Source organism: Pseudonocardia sp. ICBG601, from assembly GCF_020496245.1.
In genome coordinates this window covers 1-15,154 of the sequence record NZ_JAHLJA010000180.1, presented here as the reverse complement: position 1 = coordinate 15,154, position 15,154 = coordinate 1, and the positions used below count along the sequence as shown (strand labels likewise).

At 70.1% G+C, this 15,154-nt stretch carries 14 protein-coding genes; 7 read left to right on the top strand and 7 right to left on the bottom strand.

Annotated elements, in window-relative coordinates:
- Positions 1–454 precede the first annotated feature (454 nt).
- From KPL57_RS58095 to KPL57_RS58075, 5 genes are all read left to right on the top strand, one after another.
- Positions 455–703 carry a DUF4913 domain-containing protein gene (locus KPL57_RS58095; protein WP_226358611.1) on the top strand — a complete coding sequence of 83 codons (249 nt, stop codon included), beginning with the start codon at positions 455–457 and terminating at the stop codon, positions 701–703.
- Positions 704–766: 63 nt separating this feature from the next.
- Positions 767–2,031, top strand: a protein-coding gene (locus KPL57_RS58090) for an IS3 family transposase (protein ID WP_226351113.1) whose coding sequence is annotated in 2 segments (ribosomal slippage) — positions 767–1,118 and positions 1,118–2,031 — 1,266 coding nt in all. Because the reading frame shifts where the segments join, the coding sequence is not laid out codon by codon here.
- Positions 2,032–2,221: 190 nt separating this feature from the next.
- The gene (locus tag KPL57_RS58085) at positions 2,222–3,904 is read left to right on the top strand and encodes a hypothetical protein (RefSeq protein ID WP_226358610.1); all 1,683 of its coding nucleotides are present in this window, start codon (positions 2,222–2,224) and stop codon (positions 3,902–3,904) included.
- A 128-nt stretch (positions 3,905–4,032) separates the two neighbouring features.
- Entirely contained in the window at positions 4,033–4,572 is a 540-nt protein-coding gene (locus KPL57_RS58080; protein WP_226358609.1) for a hypothetical protein, read from the top strand.
- A gap of 130 nt (positions 4,573–4,702) precedes the next feature.
- On the top strand, positions 4,703–5,932 hold the full coding sequence (locus KPL57_RS58075; RefSeq protein ID WP_226358608.1) for a hypothetical protein: 1,230 nt from the start codon (positions 4,703–4,705) through the stop codon (positions 5,930–5,932).
- 35 nt (positions 5,933–5,967) lie between these two features.
- On the opposite strand, the gene KPL57_RS58070 is transcribed toward KPL57_RS58075, so the two are convergent.
- On the bottom strand, positions 5,968–7,587 hold the full coding sequence (locus KPL57_RS58070; RefSeq protein ID WP_226358607.1) for a relaxase/mobilization nuclease domain-containing protein: 1,620 nt from the start codon (positions 7,585–7,587) through the stop codon (positions 5,968–5,970).
- Positions 7,584–8,060, bottom strand: coding sequence for a hypothetical protein (locus KPL57_RS58065; protein ID WP_226358606.1), 477 nt, complete (start codon positions 8,058–8,060; stop codon positions 7,584–7,586). Before KPL57_RS58065 ends, KPL57_RS58070 begins: the two co-directional genes overlap by 4 nt.
- Positions 8,061–8,402: 342 nt before the next feature.
- Between KPL57_RS58065 and KPL57_RS58060 the strand changes: the two genes are divergently transcribed.
- Both KPL57_RS58060 and KPL57_RS58055 read left to right on the top strand, forming a co-directional pair.
- Positions 8,403–8,819 (top strand): hypothetical protein, encoded by a 417-nt coding sequence (locus tag KPL57_RS58060; RefSeq protein WP_226351793.1) that lies wholly within the window; start codon positions 8,403–8,405, stop codon positions 8,817–8,819.
- A complete protein-coding gene (locus tag KPL57_RS58055) occupies positions 8,816–9,673 on the top strand; it encodes a hypothetical protein (RefSeq protein ID WP_226351794.1) in 858 nt (285 codons plus the stop codon). Before KPL57_RS58060 ends, KPL57_RS58055 begins: the two co-directional genes overlap by 4 nt.
- Before the next feature lie 25 nt (positions 9,674–9,698).
- On the opposite strand, the gene KPL57_RS58050 is transcribed toward KPL57_RS58055, so the two are convergent.
- The 5 genes from KPL57_RS58050 to KPL57_RS58030 all read right to left on the bottom strand — a co-directional run bounded on the left by KPL57_RS58050 (position 9,699) and on the right by KPL57_RS58030 (position 14,966).
- Positions 9,699–10,949, bottom strand: a complete 1,251-nt coding sequence (locus KPL57_RS58050) for a hypothetical protein (RefSeq protein WP_226358605.1) — start codon at positions 10,947–10,949, stop codon at positions 9,699–9,701.
- 5 nt (positions 10,950–10,954) lie between these two features.
- The gene (locus KPL57_RS58045; protein WP_226351754.1) at positions 10,955–12,178 is read right to left on the bottom strand and encodes an ISAs1 family transposase; all 1,224 of its coding nucleotides are present in this window, start codon (positions 12,176–12,178) and stop codon (positions 10,955–10,957) included.
- A gap of 105 nt (positions 12,179–12,283) precedes the next feature.
- A complete protein-coding gene (locus KPL57_RS58040) occupies positions 12,284–13,336 on the bottom strand; it encodes a hypothetical protein (RefSeq protein ID WP_226358604.1) in 1,053 nt (350 codons plus the stop codon).
- Positions 13,337–13,502: 166 nt separating this feature from the next.
- A complete protein-coding gene (locus KPL57_RS58035; protein WP_226358603.1) occupies positions 13,503–14,084 on the bottom strand; it encodes a hypothetical protein in 582 nt (193 codons plus the stop codon).
- A gap of 501 nt (positions 14,085–14,585) precedes the next feature.
- Positions 14,586–14,966, bottom strand: a complete 381-nt coding sequence (locus tag KPL57_RS58030; protein ID WP_226358602.1) for a hypothetical protein — start codon at positions 14,964–14,966, stop codon at positions 14,586–14,588.
- Positions 14,967–15,154: the final 188 nt, after the last annotated feature.

The following is a 15,154-nucleotide window of genomic DNA, read 5'->3' as shown; positions in this document are numbered from 1 at the left end:
CCAGCGCGGACGTGCGACACGCCGCGATCACACACCTCGGCCGCCGACAACCCCCTCAACCCGCCGCCTCCACACCCCAACCAGCAGCACCACGGCCAGGAGTCGCCGTGACCAGCGACAACGACACCGCCGGCGTCGGCGCGGCTCCGACCCCGCTGGCGACGGCGGCGGCGGTCCACGGCACTCGCGGCGCAGAACACCCTGCTCCACCACCGGCTACTCGACTCGACAGCCGACTCGACGAACCTCGCGAGTCCTTCGACGTCCTCGAAGAAACCCTGACCGCCACCGCCCGCACCATGTCCACCGACACGACCGGAGCCGACCCCAGCACCGAGACCAGGACCGAGGACGGGCAGACCAGTAGCCCGCCGCAGACACGACCGCGCCCCAGGACACGAGCGCGGCCCAGGAGCGCAACACCGAGCCGGACATACGAGTCCTGCTCCCGTGGGTGCGGTGCACCATCGCCGAGCGGTGCGAGCGGAAACTGCCTCAGGGCCAGGGGCGGATCCGGTGGTGTCGCTCCTGGTGGCGTCACCGTGAAGCCCTCGCCCGCTTCGCCGCCCTGTACCGGGCCTGGGTCGAGGCCACCGACCCCGAGACCGGCACCGGCACCGCCCTGGTCGCCTACTACGAACACCTCGACCACGCCCTCGAGGTCCTGATGAGCGACCACGGGCCGTTCTCCGCCGGGGCTTGACCCCAGATCTTGGACACGCTGATTCCAGCACTGCTGGGGAAGCGAGATGATGATCCAGCGATCATGGCCAGGAAGAGTTTCACCGACGAGTTCCGTCGGCAGGCTGTTGATCTGTATGAGTCCACCCCGGGTGCCACCGTCCGTGGTATCGCCGACGACCTGGGCATCGCGCGGGGCACGTTGCGGGACTGGCTCACGATCCACGGCACGGGGAACAAGACCGCAGCTGATGGCAGTAGCTGCCCCAGCCCGGTACAGCCCATGCGTACCACGCCGGGGTCGGGCCTGGGTGGGGAGGAACCACCGAGGCAGAAGATCGCCCGTCTCGAGGCCCGGGTCCGTGAACTCGAGATCAGCGAGAAGAAGCTGACCGCCGAGCGGGAGATCCTGCAGCGGGCGGCCAAGTATTTCGCGGGGGAGACGCGCTGGTGACCCGCTTCCAGTTCGTCGCTGACCACCGGCACACCTTCGAGGTGAAGCGGTTGTGCGAGCTCGTGCACGTCTCGAGGTCGTCGTTCTACGCCTGGTTGGCTGCGGCCCCGGTCCGGGCGCGGCGGGCCGCTGGTGATGCGGTGTTGGTGGCGCGGATCCAGACGATCCATGACGGCGACAACACCATCGGTGCGCCGCGGGCCACCACAGAGCTCAACGACGGTGTCGCCGCCGCCGATCGGGTCAACCACAAACGCGTCGCGCGGGTCATGCGCGCGGCCGGGATCGCCGGCTACCGCCGCCGACGCCGCGTGCACACCACGATCGTCGAGCAGCCCCGGCAGACGGTGCCCGACCTGCTCAGGCGGGATTTCACCGCCCCAGCACCGAACCAGGTCTACGTCGGTGACATCACCTACCTGCCCCTCGCAGGCGGGACGAACCTGTATCTGGCCACGGTGATCGACTGCTGCTCCCGCAAACTCGCCGGCTGGGCCCTGGCTGATCACATGCGCACCGACCTGGTCAACGACGCGCTCCACGCCGCGGAACGGGCTCGTGGGTCGCTGCGCGGGGCGGTCTTCCACAGCGACCACGGAGCGGTCTACACCTCGAGTGCCTACGCCGAGCTCTGCGACCGGCTCGGGGTGACCCGTTCCATGGGCGCGGTCGGGTCGTCGGCGGACAACGCCTTGGCCGAGTCGTTCAACGCCACCGTCAAACGCGAGGTCCTCCAGGACAGCACCTGCTGGCCCGACGCGGCCACCTGCCGACGGCAGGTCTTCAGATGGCTGACCCGCTACAACACCCGCCGACGGCACTCCTACTGCCAGCACCTGTCCCCGAACACCTACGAACAGGCCCTCCGGGCTACCGTCACAGCCACAGCCGCGTAATCAACCACCGTGTCCAAGATCCGGGGTCAAGGCCCGCCTGCCCAGGCGGCCGCCACCGCACCCCCGGCACAGGTGACCCCACCGTCGGCTACCTCGGCCAGGACCACCACCCCGACGAACCCGACCCCACCGAGCCCGGCGCCGGAGTCGATGACGAGGCCGCAGCAGACGACAAGGAGCAGTCGCAGCGATGACGACAACGACAAACGCGCCGATCAACGACGTCCCGACCCTCGGGCTCGGCCGTGAGCAGTCCCAGGCCTGGGTGCGCCTCGCGTTGACCATCGCGACCACCCTGCGCCAACACCGCCTCGACCGAGGCCGGGCGGCGTTCAGCGACCAGCACGCCGCACTGCGCCGGGGCGCCCAGTACGCGGCCGATCTCGACCCGCGGGTCGCGGCGATGGCCGCCGCCGACGAGACCGCCTTCCACCACGCCGCCACCACCGACACCACTGCTGCTGCTGCGGCCGGGTTCGAGGAGCTGACCAGCCCGGAACCGCAGTTCGGGTGGACCGTCCACACCACCATCGGCCCCATCCCCGCCCACGCCCCCTCCGGCGGCCGGGGCCGCTGGGGACTGTGGGCCCACGGCCGGCGCGGGGACAAAGAACTATCGGTGTTCGTCGTCGTCCCCGACCGCGACCTCGCCACCGCCCTGCGCGACGAACTCACCCACGGCCAGCAACGCACCCTGCTCCAACTCCGCGACCTCGGCGTCTACGGCTGCCTGCGCGCCGACCACGCCCGCACCCAACTCCGCACCACCGACACCCAGTTCACCGACCACGTCCGGCACGCGCTGTACACCGCCTGGCCCCACCACCCCGACCGCGCCACCGCAATCCTCCGTACCGACACCGACAGCGCCGACACCGACAGCGTTGCCCCGGCCGGCGGAACTCTCGAGGACCTGCACCAGCGGCTCCGGGCCTTCGACGAACGCGGCTACCGCCCCGCCGACGTCCTGGCTGCGGTCGACCCCGACCGGCTCGACCGCGACCATCCCCGCGCCGCGCTGATCGCCGCGCTCGACACCCTGACCCCCAGCACACAGCAGCAGCCGAGCACCACGCCCGACGGCCCCGGGCAGACGGTGCCGCAGCGCGGGACCGACCTCTCCGCTGCCGCGCAGCTTCTGCACCGCCACCTCGACGACGACACCACCGCCGCGGTCACCGGATGTCGGCACTGGCCCGGCCTCGCCCGCCAACTCCACGCCTGGCATCGCGACGACACCACCACCGGCTATCTGGCCGCCGAACTCGCCCGGATCCCCACCCACCGCGTCCGCACCGCGCGGGCACCGGCGATCTACCTGCGCTCCCTCCTCGACCGCAGCATCACCTTCCACAGACGACACGACACCACCGCCGGAGACGCCACTGCTGGAGACGACGCTGCCGACGGGCAGAACACCGCCGACGCCACCGCCCAGGAACAGACCCCGGACCGGGAGCAGGTGCCGCCGACACCGTTCGACATCCACCAGCTCGACCCGACCAACGTCCTCGACCGCGAAGCCCTGCGCGCGTCCCGCGGAGCCGGCACCGCCGCCGACGACGACTACATCGACACCCTCCTCGCCGCCGACCACCCCATCGGTCGAGCCGACGAACCCCAGCACATCGCCCCCGGCACTGCCCACGACGCCGTACCCGCCCAGGTACAGCACCCGGAACGCGTTCCTGACCAGCAGAAACAAGAGAGCTCCGCGGACCAGGTGTCAGCAGCCGAGCGCACCGACGCGACCGGCACCGCCGACGGCGTCGTCACCAGGACCACCATCGGCACCGCACAGCCCGCCCCGCCGCTCCCGACCCGATTCGCACGGAAACGACAAAACGCCTACACCCCACGACAGCACCCCTAAGCAGGCGAAAACGCGCATACATGAAATTTCGGGCGATACTTGCCCGAAATTGCACGCTTCGTAGCCACGCATGTGCGATACGCATCTGATCTTGATCGGACGATTCGCATCGTGCTGTACTACGCAGCGTGAGCACGACGACGTACGCACAACGCACCATCACTGTGATCCTGGCAGCGGCGATCCCGATGAGCATGACCACCGGATTCGCCGCCGCAGCACCTTCCCACACGCCGCGACCAGCGGAACGGCACGTCCAGGAAACTTTCGCCGGGCAGGACAGTAAGAATCTTGAAGAGGGGCTGCGGTTCATTGAGTCCATCCCCGAGTCCGTGCTTGTCAGTGATGCCGCATGGGATCAGTGGAAGAGGAATCATCTCTCCCCGCCCGATCGAGCAAATGCCTGGGTGTGCAGCTCGGCGATCGCCATCGCGATCATCTCCAACGGCTTCGCCCCGGCGAAGATCCTCAAGCTGAAGAGCGCGATCAAAGCCGCCGGAGGTGTCAAGAAGGTCGCCCAACTGGGCATCGACGCTTTCAAGGCGGCGCGAGCGCGGGGAGAGTCCGTCGGCGCGGCAGCCGCTGCCGCGCAGGCCGCTATCGTCCAGAACGGCGGCGGCGTCGCCCAGGGCATACTCCTCGAATTCTTCTCACTCATGCCGTGGTGAGCGGATGCTTCCAGTAACCCTACCCCTCCCCAGAGTCGGGGCACTTCCGATCGAGCCGGGAACCATGCCTGCTGAACCCGCCAAGAAGCCGTCCTTCCTTGCTGCTTTTATTATTGTGTGCGGGTGCGGCGTGGCGATGTATCTGTCCGCACGTATTTTCCCGGATGAGCCGTGGGCGGACTTGATTTTCTTCGCGAGTCTCATCCTGCAAGGCGCAGTCACCCTGTGGTTCAACTTCACACTCCACCGCAAGGAAAAAGACCCCACGTCACCATCGCAGGACCCTCGAGTTCCACCGGTCAGCGAAAGCACAACCCATTTCACTTCTCATCGAAACAAAGAGGGAAACATGAAAGAAGACGTTCCGGCAGGACCCAGCGGGCCGGGGCCGCGGCCGGGGATCATGGCGTTGCAGCCGTTGCGGTGGTATCAGATCGCCGCCGCGGCGGTTCGGTTCGTCCGGGCGAACCCCGCCGCGGTGCTGGTCCCGACCCTGCTCGCAGCACTGGTCCTGATCGGCGGCGGCGGGCTGACCTGGTGGTGGCTGTTCGACCCGGCCACCGCCATCGACAACGCCGCCGCCGCAGCCGCGCAGGCGACGGACCCGGCCGCGGCAGAAGCCGCAGCACAGACCGCCGCAGCAGCATCCTCACCGCAGGACCTGCTGTTCACCCTCCTGCTGGTCGCGCTCTACTTCATCGTGGCCCCACCCGCAGCGGCCATGGTGCTGTCCACCCTGCGCCCCGCCGTCCTCGGACACAGTCGGGTATCGCTGTCGCAGGCCTGGGCCACCGCCCGCCCTCACCTGCGGTCCCTCTACGGAGTGTGGGCGGTCCTCACCGCGCTCAGCCTGATCCCGACCGCGATCCAGACCGCCGCCGCAGCCCCGTTCTGGAACACCCCCGACGCCCCCGCCGAGGCCTCGGACACCATCGTCGTCCTCGCCAGCATCCTGACCGTGGCCGCAGTCCTGTTACTGATCTACGTCTCGGTCCTGATCGCCTTCGCCCCCGCCGCCGTGATCGTCGAAGGACTCACCGCCGGAGCCGCGCTACGCCGCTCCCTCGACCTGGTCCACCGCTCCTGGTGGCGCTGCTTCGCCGTCCTCGTCGCGATCAGCGTGATCCTCCTGATCGTGGCCACCCTGATCACCCTGCCCGCCCTCGCCGCCGCCATCGCGATCGGATTCACCGGACCACTCTGGATCGCGATCCTCGGCGTCGGTGCTGTCCTGGCCGCGGTGTTCGGGATCAGCTGCAGCTACAGCACCGGCGCCACCGCCCTGCTCTATCAAGACCAACGCATCCGACGGGAGAACTACGCCACCGACCTCATCCACGACGCCCGCCTCGAACCGTAAACCCGCAGGCCAACGGCACAACCGCACCAGCGGCGCTACCGTCCGAGCCCGGGGCCCCGACCCGGGCTCGGACGGTGCTCGTGGACCGGGGACCGCCGCGGTGGCACCGGGCGGGGCGGCTCTCGACGATCCTGCACCGCCACCGGGGACCTGGCGCCGGGCACCACCCCCACCGGCGGCGACACAGCCGCGGCCGGGACAGCGGTCAATGCCGCGTAGCTCCGCCGCGCCGCCGCGGCCTGCGCCGGACGCTGCTGCGCCTCCCGCAACGCCACCACCTCCGCGACCACCGCCGCCACCGCAGCGATCAACCGGGCCGCGTCCTCCCCCCCATCACGCCCCAACGGACCCGCAGCGGCCAACCGCCACGCCGCCGACCGCAACGCCTCCGCCGCCGGCGACCACCGCACCGGCAGCACCCGATACGGCACCCGCACCGCCCGATCCAGATCGGCCCCCGCCCGACCACCGACCTGCCGAGCCACCACCTGACCAGCGGTGACCGTCTCGACCGCAGCCAGCATGTCCCCCACCGCATGCACGACCCCATCACCACCACGACCAGCACCCTCAGCAACAACGACGACGCGAACCCCGCCGTCCCCAGACACCGCCTCCCTCAGCGCTGCGCTCGCCTGGCCCATCGCCGACACCGCACCGGCCACCGCCGCCGCCCGCTCCACACGCGAGGCACGCGACCGATACCGCCGCACCCCGGCCGACTCCACCGACACGACCGGCTCCGCTGACGCCCACCGCGCCCGCAGGTTCGGCAACGACAGATCCGCCGCCAACCGCCGCCCGGAGAACCACACCGACTCCCCCACCCCGTTCACATCATGCGGAACCGCGACCGCATACCCCACCATGCCGCTCGCCCGATCCCCCGCCACCGCGTAACGAGGCCGCACCATCACCCCCCGATCCGCCAACACCGACACGAACGCCTCCGCGTCCCGCGCCTGCACTGCTGCGGCCCGCACCTGCCGCCGCAACCACTCCCGCGACGACGAGTCCGAGAGCTCCCCCAGCCGCTGCGTCAATCCCAACCGGGCGGCCTTCTCCAACTCCGCCCGCGACGGACCCGTCACCGACGACCGATCCACACCCGCCGTCCGCACCAGGTCAAGACGCTCCTCCCACGCCTGACACGTCTCCCGCGCACGCCGCTTGTCAAACGACGGCGACACCCGCCGCCCCGACACCTGCCCCACCAACACCGCCGCCACATGCACATGATCATCAGCGTGGCGGATCGCGACCCACCGACACCCATCCACATCACCACGCCGGGCGATCCCCGTCCGATCCATCAAATCCTCAACCACCTGCGACCACTGCTCATCACTGAGCACCGGATCCTCCGGCGCACACCGCAACGAGCAATGCCACACCGGGCCCTGCTTCGGACGCCTCTCCCCCTTCGCCGGCGGCGTCAACGACACCCCCGCCGCCACCGCAGGATCACTCAACTCCGCCACCAACCCCGCAACATCGAACGACCCATCCGCACGCCGACCCGGCTGATGCGCCTCCGCACAGCCGTCCCACGCCGCGACCACCCGCTGCCCCACATGCTCATTCGCCCGCCCCGGGCCCATCAAGTAGCGGACGAGCCCGGACGGGCGCCACCCCCGACTGATCTTCGCGATCACCCCACACCCCCGCACCCATCCGAACCCGGCGCCCCCGCCGCCCACCGGGCTCGGGAACGCGCCCGCGACCGCACCACCGCGCGCTCCGCCCCCACCTGCTCATCCACCACCGCGACCGTCGCATCGATCCGCTCCACCGCCCTGCTGACAAGGTCCAGCACCCGCCCCGCCGACGCCTCCACCACCCCACCGGTGTTCGCGACCCGAGCGACGTCGTTGAGGTTCCCCCCGACATTGCGCAACACCCGCCGATCCTCCATCAACTCCGCCCGCAACCCCATCAACCCCTGCATCCGCGCACCCGACACCCCCGCCGAACGCACCGACACACCCGACCCGACCGCGTCATCACCGGCCGCGTCATCACCGGCCGCGTCATCCCCGACCGCAGCCACCTCCGCCGACCGCACCCCCACCACCCCCAACCACGCCCCCACAGCCATCCCCGACCGCGCCGCCGCCGCCTCCACCACAACCCGCTCCGCAGTCGACAACCACACCAACACCCCATGCGGACGACCACCCACCGCCCGACCACGACGCGACCCCGCCATCCGCCCACGACCCCCCAACCACTCACACCCAACACAACTGCTCGACCCGGACTCCGGGGCGAGCATCTCACGACCGGCGACCCACCGCGTGTTTTCTTAAAGAAAACACACAACTTGCTGCGCCGCAGGCGCACGCACACCGCGCAGCGCAGATCCGCGCTCAGCAGCACCCCCACGGAGCAGCACACGAGAGAGCCCGCCCCTCGACCAGGGCCGCGCTAGGCGCTCACCAGAAGACCCCAGACCCGATACACTCCACGCATGAACGCGCGCGCGGCGACAACAGCAACACCACAAGCCAAGACCCACGCACGCACAGCAGCACGCGAACTCCTCCGCGCACGCATGCAACCCATCACCGCACTCACCGAACTCGCAACCGCCGTCGACACCGCCCGCACAGAAATCGACAACGCCCGACAACGATGGCGCGACGCACAAACCGCCTACGCCCACGCCTACCGCGCCGCCCGAGCAGCCGGCTGGAGCCCCACCGAACTCCACGACATCGGCTGCGGCACCCAACCCGCCGGAACAGCACTACGCACACGCCCCGACAGCGACAGCACCACTCCGACGCCCGCACCTCCGGTGACCACCGACCCGGAACCGCGACCCACCGACACCACCGACAACGCCACCGCTGGACACAGCGCACACGAAGCAGGACCCCGATGACCACCGACAACACCGCCACCACCGCCGGTGGCGCCGCAGCCACCGCCGACGACTCTCAACCGGTCTTGATCTTCGGGCGGGGAGCGCTGACCCGACTCGCCGACGGCCGTAAAACAGCAACCATCAGCAGCGAAATCCCCGACGCAGCACCCGGCGACACCGTGACAGCAACACTCCCCGCCGGGACACCACGCCTGCCCATGCAGATCACGCACTGCTACCCCGTCGACGAACTCACCGCGCTACCCCAGCTCGCCACCCAAGCCGGACTCGAACTATCCGCCTTCACAAAATGCCGATCATGGTCGGCGTACCTCGACAACGTGACCACAACCGGGACCGTCACAACCCCGGCGCGCGTACTGGTCCTCACCACCACCGGGGAACTCGAAGGGGAATTCCCCCCGAAAAAGCGCCCCACCCCGAAACGTAAACGCCAACCCCCGACGCCACCCAAGCCGAAACCCGCCCCAGAACCACTGAAACCCGTGAAAAACGGCTGGATGCAGATCCAAGGCACCGGGCCAGTGAAAATGACACCACTCACCATGGTGCACCCACAAGACACACCTGAACTCCAACAACGAATCGCAGCCGTACTCGCCCGACGCACACCAACACTACAAGAACGCCGAGCACTAGCACCCGTCATCGGAGCACTACTCGAAAAAGGGAAAGCCGGACCAGCAGGACTAGGAAAAGACGACCGAGAACGACTCCGGAAACAACTCCACACAGCAGTCGCCTGGCTCACCCAACACCAACTACTCACACACGGACACTGGAACCCGAAACTCCTCACCGGACTCCGCATCAAACACGCCACCACCCGCGGCGGCGCACCCAAACAATAAAACCTTTCCCCACCGAAACCCGAGTTCACGCCCCCACCCGTGCCGCGCCGACCGGCGCGGTCGAGACGCTCCAGTAGCGCCCGGTCTTGACCGCCAACCCCGCACTCGCCAACGCAGTCAGCGCTTTCGACACCGCCGGGGCCTTCCGACCCGTCGCCGCAGCGATGTCCCCGGTCCGGGTGTGCCCGGCGGCCAGGGCGGCGTAGACCTCCCGCTGCGCAGGCGACAACCCGGCGTGCTCCGCGACCTCGAGGGCGCTGGTCTCCTCAGCCGGGGCAGGAAGGGGCCCGACGTCGGCGGCGGTCAACGCCGCCGGCACGGCGACACCCGCCCACCCCGGTAACGCCACCACCGACACCACCGACGGCGCCGAGAGCTCCGGCGCCGGTGCCTCCGGGGCCAGCTCCCCGGCGGCGCCGGCGCCGGTGTGGGTGGTGCGGCGCCAGGCGGCCAGCTTCGCCGTCTGGGTCTCCCACCGCGCCTGCGGCGACAGGCCCCGCACCGGCTGGAACGGCAGAACCGCCGCAGCAGTGTCGACATCCAGGGCCGCGCCGGGCACCGACCGCACCCACTCCCCCAGGTCCTCTGCCCAGGCGACCCGGCCCATCGTCATCCGCCCACCCGAGTTCGCGAAGCAATACCCACCACCCGACGGCAAGCTCGTGGGGGCGACCGCGAGACCGTCGATCACGGCGTTCTCGCTGCGGTTCATGTTGCGGAAAGCGAACAGGTTCCGTGCAGTCAGGAAACTCCGCAGCACCGTGGACTGCCCGAAGTCCGGCGCCAGCAACGACTGCGTCCCCACCACCAGCCCGACGCCGTATTTACGGCCGATCCGCACCACCCGCTCCAACCGGCCGATGAAATCCGCCGCGACCATGTGCGGATGCGTCGAGAGCCGATGCAACTCATCGATAATCCACATCAGGCCCGGCAGCTCCGGGGTGGGCAGCAGCTTGCGCGCCGGGGACTGGGCCGCCGGATCGGTGATCGGCACCAACGCCGGCTCACCGTCCTCCGACGGCGGACCCTCGGTGAGCGTGGACTTCAGCAGCGACCGCACCTCCAGAGCGGCCTCCACCGCGGCCAGCTGGGCCAGGACACCGTCCGGACCGGACTCGGCCCAATCGGCGACATCGTTGAGCACCGGCGACGAACCGCCGTCGGGGTCGCCGTCACCGAAGAACACATGCCAACACCCCGACGCGGCGAGGCCGAGACCGATCGCCTCCAAACACGCCGACTTGCCCGACCCCGGCTCCCAGGGCCCCGGCAAAGTCGCTAGATGATCTTGTAGGTGGTCAGTGGTCGATGGGGGTCGCGGGCGTGGTGGCGGAGTGCTGCGGCGATGTTGCTGACGCCGTGCAGGCGTAGCGCGGTGATCGCGAGGTTCCGCAACGCCGACATGACCTGCGGGGCGTGACCGGTGTGGGCGGTGGCGCGGTCTTCGTCGAAGCAGACATCACGGACCCAGTGCAGGCGATTCTCGATCGACCAGTGCCCACGGATCCAGCGGGCGAGCAGTCCTGGATCGGCGTCGGTGCTGGTCAGGCTGGTGATCGCGTAGGCGGTCTCGGTTCTCCACTTCCCGCCAGGCCGCAGTGGGCGACGCCGGCGCACCAGCTTGATCGCCTGGGATGCGTGGGGGAAGAACTCTGCGCCCAGGTCGGGACAGGGGTGCAGGCTGACCACGCTGATCGTGCGGGTCTCGACGCGGCCGTGCCCACGCCCGCGTTGACGATCAGCGACGCCGATCTGGGTCCAGGGCAGCGCCCGTACCCGTGCCAGCAGCGTGGGCTGGTTCGCTTTGATCGTCATCAGGTAGTGCCCGCCGCGGCGGTGTAGGTAGTCGGCGTGGGCTCGCTGGGTGTGCAGAGCGTCCGCGGTGACCAGTACATCGTCGAGGTCGAGGGGGTCGAGCAGCGCGGTGAACGCGGTGATCTCGCTGCCCTTCTCTGCGACCTGAACCTGGCCGAGCACGCCACCGCTGGTCTGGTCGAGCACCGACACCAGATGCGGGAGCCAGACCCTGCCGTCGGCGGCACGGACGCGGGCGCCGCGCAGGGTCTTGCCGTCCAAGGCCAGCACGCGACGCTGTTCTCGCCGGGGTGTGCCCTCCGCCGCCGGCTGGGCGCTGAGCTGGGGCAACACCCAGGACTGCAACGCCGCCTCCAGCGCCGAGGCGTCGACCCGTTGCAGGACCCGGCGGATGGTCGACTCGTGCGGAGCGACCGCGCCCACCCCGAGCACGTCCAGCACGGCGCGGCCGACGTCATGGGCGTACTCGGCGATCGCGGTGAACGACCGGGCCCCCGCCAACACCGCGCACGCCCCCAGTAGCAACACCGCGAGGACACCGTGGCGGACACCGCGTGGTTTCCGCGGGTCCGGCACTCGCGACAGGGCCTCCACCAGCGACAACCCCGCCGCCTCACCGACCGGCGCGGCTCTCCCCGCGTCAGGACCGACCTCCAGGCCTTCCAGAGCAGCAACGATCGGAGACACTGACACTGCGGACACAGGCTTCCTGACGTGAGCAAGGATTCGACACCCTCATGATCACGCCAAGCCTGTGTCCGCACCCACCCCCACCCCCCACATCACCGCAGCTCAGGACCCACCCATCACGACTTTGCCGGGGCCCTGCCCCGGCTCCCCGGTCACCAGCCCGTTACGGACACCGACCGCCTCCACCGCATGAAAGACCATCTCCCCATCCCCGTCGGCATACGGCCCAAGCGCGACGGCGCCGGCCTCATACCGCGGCCCGGTATAGGCGATCCCCGCCGACAACACATCCGCCGTGATCACCGTCAACACCGCCCAGCCCTCATCGTCCGGGAACGGCTCCACCACCAGGTGTTTCCCCGACACACCCAACGCCGAAGCGATCCGAGACCGACGCCCCAGGATGTCGTCGAAACACAGCTCACCGGGCGGGGTGCGCACCGTCCAGCGGATCGCCCGGCCGGTCTCCACCCGGTCGGTGAGCAGCGAGTCCGGGAGCGCTTTCCCGCGGCGGGCGACGTTGTCAGCCCACCGTCGCGCAAGACGGTCCCCCACATCACCCGCCACGTCCTCGTCCGGCAAGGCCGGGCCGGCCGTGGGCACGGTGACCGGATGCGCCGCCATCCAGCCCGACCAACACGCCGCCGAGCCCGCCGCGAGTACCCCGAGCAGAGTCGGGTCGGCCGGCCCGGTCAACGCCGCCGCACCCACCCACGCCCCCGCACCCGCGACACCCGCCCACGACACCTTCCGCCAGGACGCCGGGACACGGCGGCGCCACCATGCCCGAGCCCCGGCCAGACCGGCGGACACCGTGAGGCCGAGACCGGCCGCGGCCGCGGCCGCCGCACCTGGCCCATCCGAGGCGGCGACCAGGTCGCACAAGGCCCAGCCCAGGGTCCCGGCCGCCGCGGTCGCCGCGGTCGCCAGATACGGCACCCGCCGCGCCCACACCCCAGCCCGAACCCGCTCCACCCGATCACTCACAGCAGCCTGACCAGGCGTTTCCCGACGCAACACCGAACCCGGGCGGCGCACCACCACCTCCCCACCCACACCGTCGACAGGCTCGACGACAGTGTCAGCAGTCAGGCGCTGCAACGCCGCAGCCAGGACCTCCGGAGTGAGAGCCGCAGACTCTGCCGACACCGTCATCGATATCCCTCCAGGTGGTCGTTCACGGACCGATTCTGTTCAGCACGGTTCGGTGGTGCCCCGCACCGCCGCGACACGGACACCCGACAACCAGTACGCGCGTACCGGTTTCGAGGACGGGGCTGACACCCTGGCCTGGGAGAACTCCCAGGCCAGGGCAGAACCATCAGGTGCGGGTGCCGATGTAGGTGCCCGACACCGTCGCGGCCAGGGAGTCGTCCGAGAGGACCTGGTCCTGGGTCGACAGATGCCGCGCAAAATGGCTCTGAGCGCTGCCCGCGCTGTCGCGGAACAGCGCCGCGTGCTCCTGCATCTGCGACAACAGCGCGATCGGAGCGCCCGACACACCCGCCGCGGACAACGACGACACCGACTGCTCGATCTCTGAGAACATCCGCTCCCCCAACGACCGCATCTGCTCACAGAAATGATGCGCACTACCCGGATCCAGCGTCTCCCCACTCGCCATGGTCGTGGTGTTGGTTGCGGTCATCGAATCTTCCTCTCCATCATTACTGCTGGTCACAGGGCTGTCGGTTGTACTGGCCGGGGCGGGGCGGAGTGGATGCACCGTCGCCCACCCCGGCCCGGTCTCGGTCTCGGTCTCGGTCTCGGTCTCGGGAACGCTGCCGCCGACGCTGGCGGGCGGGTCCTCAGCCTTCTTCTCCGCGGGCACCGGCTCGGGAACCGGCGCCCCCGGGGCCGGCTCGGTCTCGGGGGCGGCAGGCGGGTCGACGGTGATCACCATCGGCCCGGCCGCCGGAGCCCGGTCGCCGGCGCGGGCCGCAGGTCCCGGCGTGCCCGGGCGAGGCGTCCACTCGCCACGACCACCCGCACCCGGACGGCGGGGCCTCTGCCCGACGCGGTCGCGGACAGCGCGGGCCCACCGCTGCCGACGTAGCTGCCCTGCGGCGGCCTGCTCGTGACGCTGTCGGCGGCGGTCGGTGGCGTAGTCCCAGCCGTCGGCCCACCACGCACCCACCGCGCGCCGTGCCGGACCCGGGGCGCGCCGTCCCCGCGGGTGCGCGATCCGCTCCGCCACCCGCGCGGCCAGCGCCTCAGCGATCGTCGGACCTGACCGGCGGGCGTCTTTCGCCATGCGGCGCTCATGCGCACGCTCCGCCCGCCGCCGACGATCCGCCAACCGCGGCGGCTCCGTGCCTCGCGCGGTCGCGATCACCTCGGCACCCGCGTATCTCGCCAGGCCCCACACCAGCAGGGACACCAGCAGAATCGTCTCCACCGCGCATCACCCGGTGATCCACGTCGAGGCCACCGCTCCCGCACCACCCACACCTCGGGCCAGGACGCTGTAAAAACCAGCCAGCAACGGCGCACCGGACGCCACCGCGAGGGTCGGCGCGGTCAACGCCAGCCACGGATGCCACGACTTCGGGCGCGCGGTCTTCGGCACGATGCCCTTCACCACGACCTCCAAGGTCGCGATCACACACACCGCGGCCAACACCGTCCCCCCAGCGACGCCCAACAGCTGGGTGACCGTCGAGGTCGCCCCCGACAGCGTCGTGAACACCCGCCCCAACAGCGTCCCCAGGACACCACCGATCCCGGTCCCCGCGACCAAGAACAGCGCGGTCGAGGTCTTCGCGCAGTTGCCGTTGTACTTCAACCACCCGCCAGGACCAGCGCCAACGCCGCGACGACCCCGGTCGACGCCCACCCTGCCGCGTTCACGACGCACCTCCAGCAGACGACCCCGACAGCCACGCCGACAGCCAGGACGGCGCCCAGTACGACCAGGTCACACACTCCGGCACCAAGACCCCGACCAGCGGAACCTGGTCCAGCACCGACGCC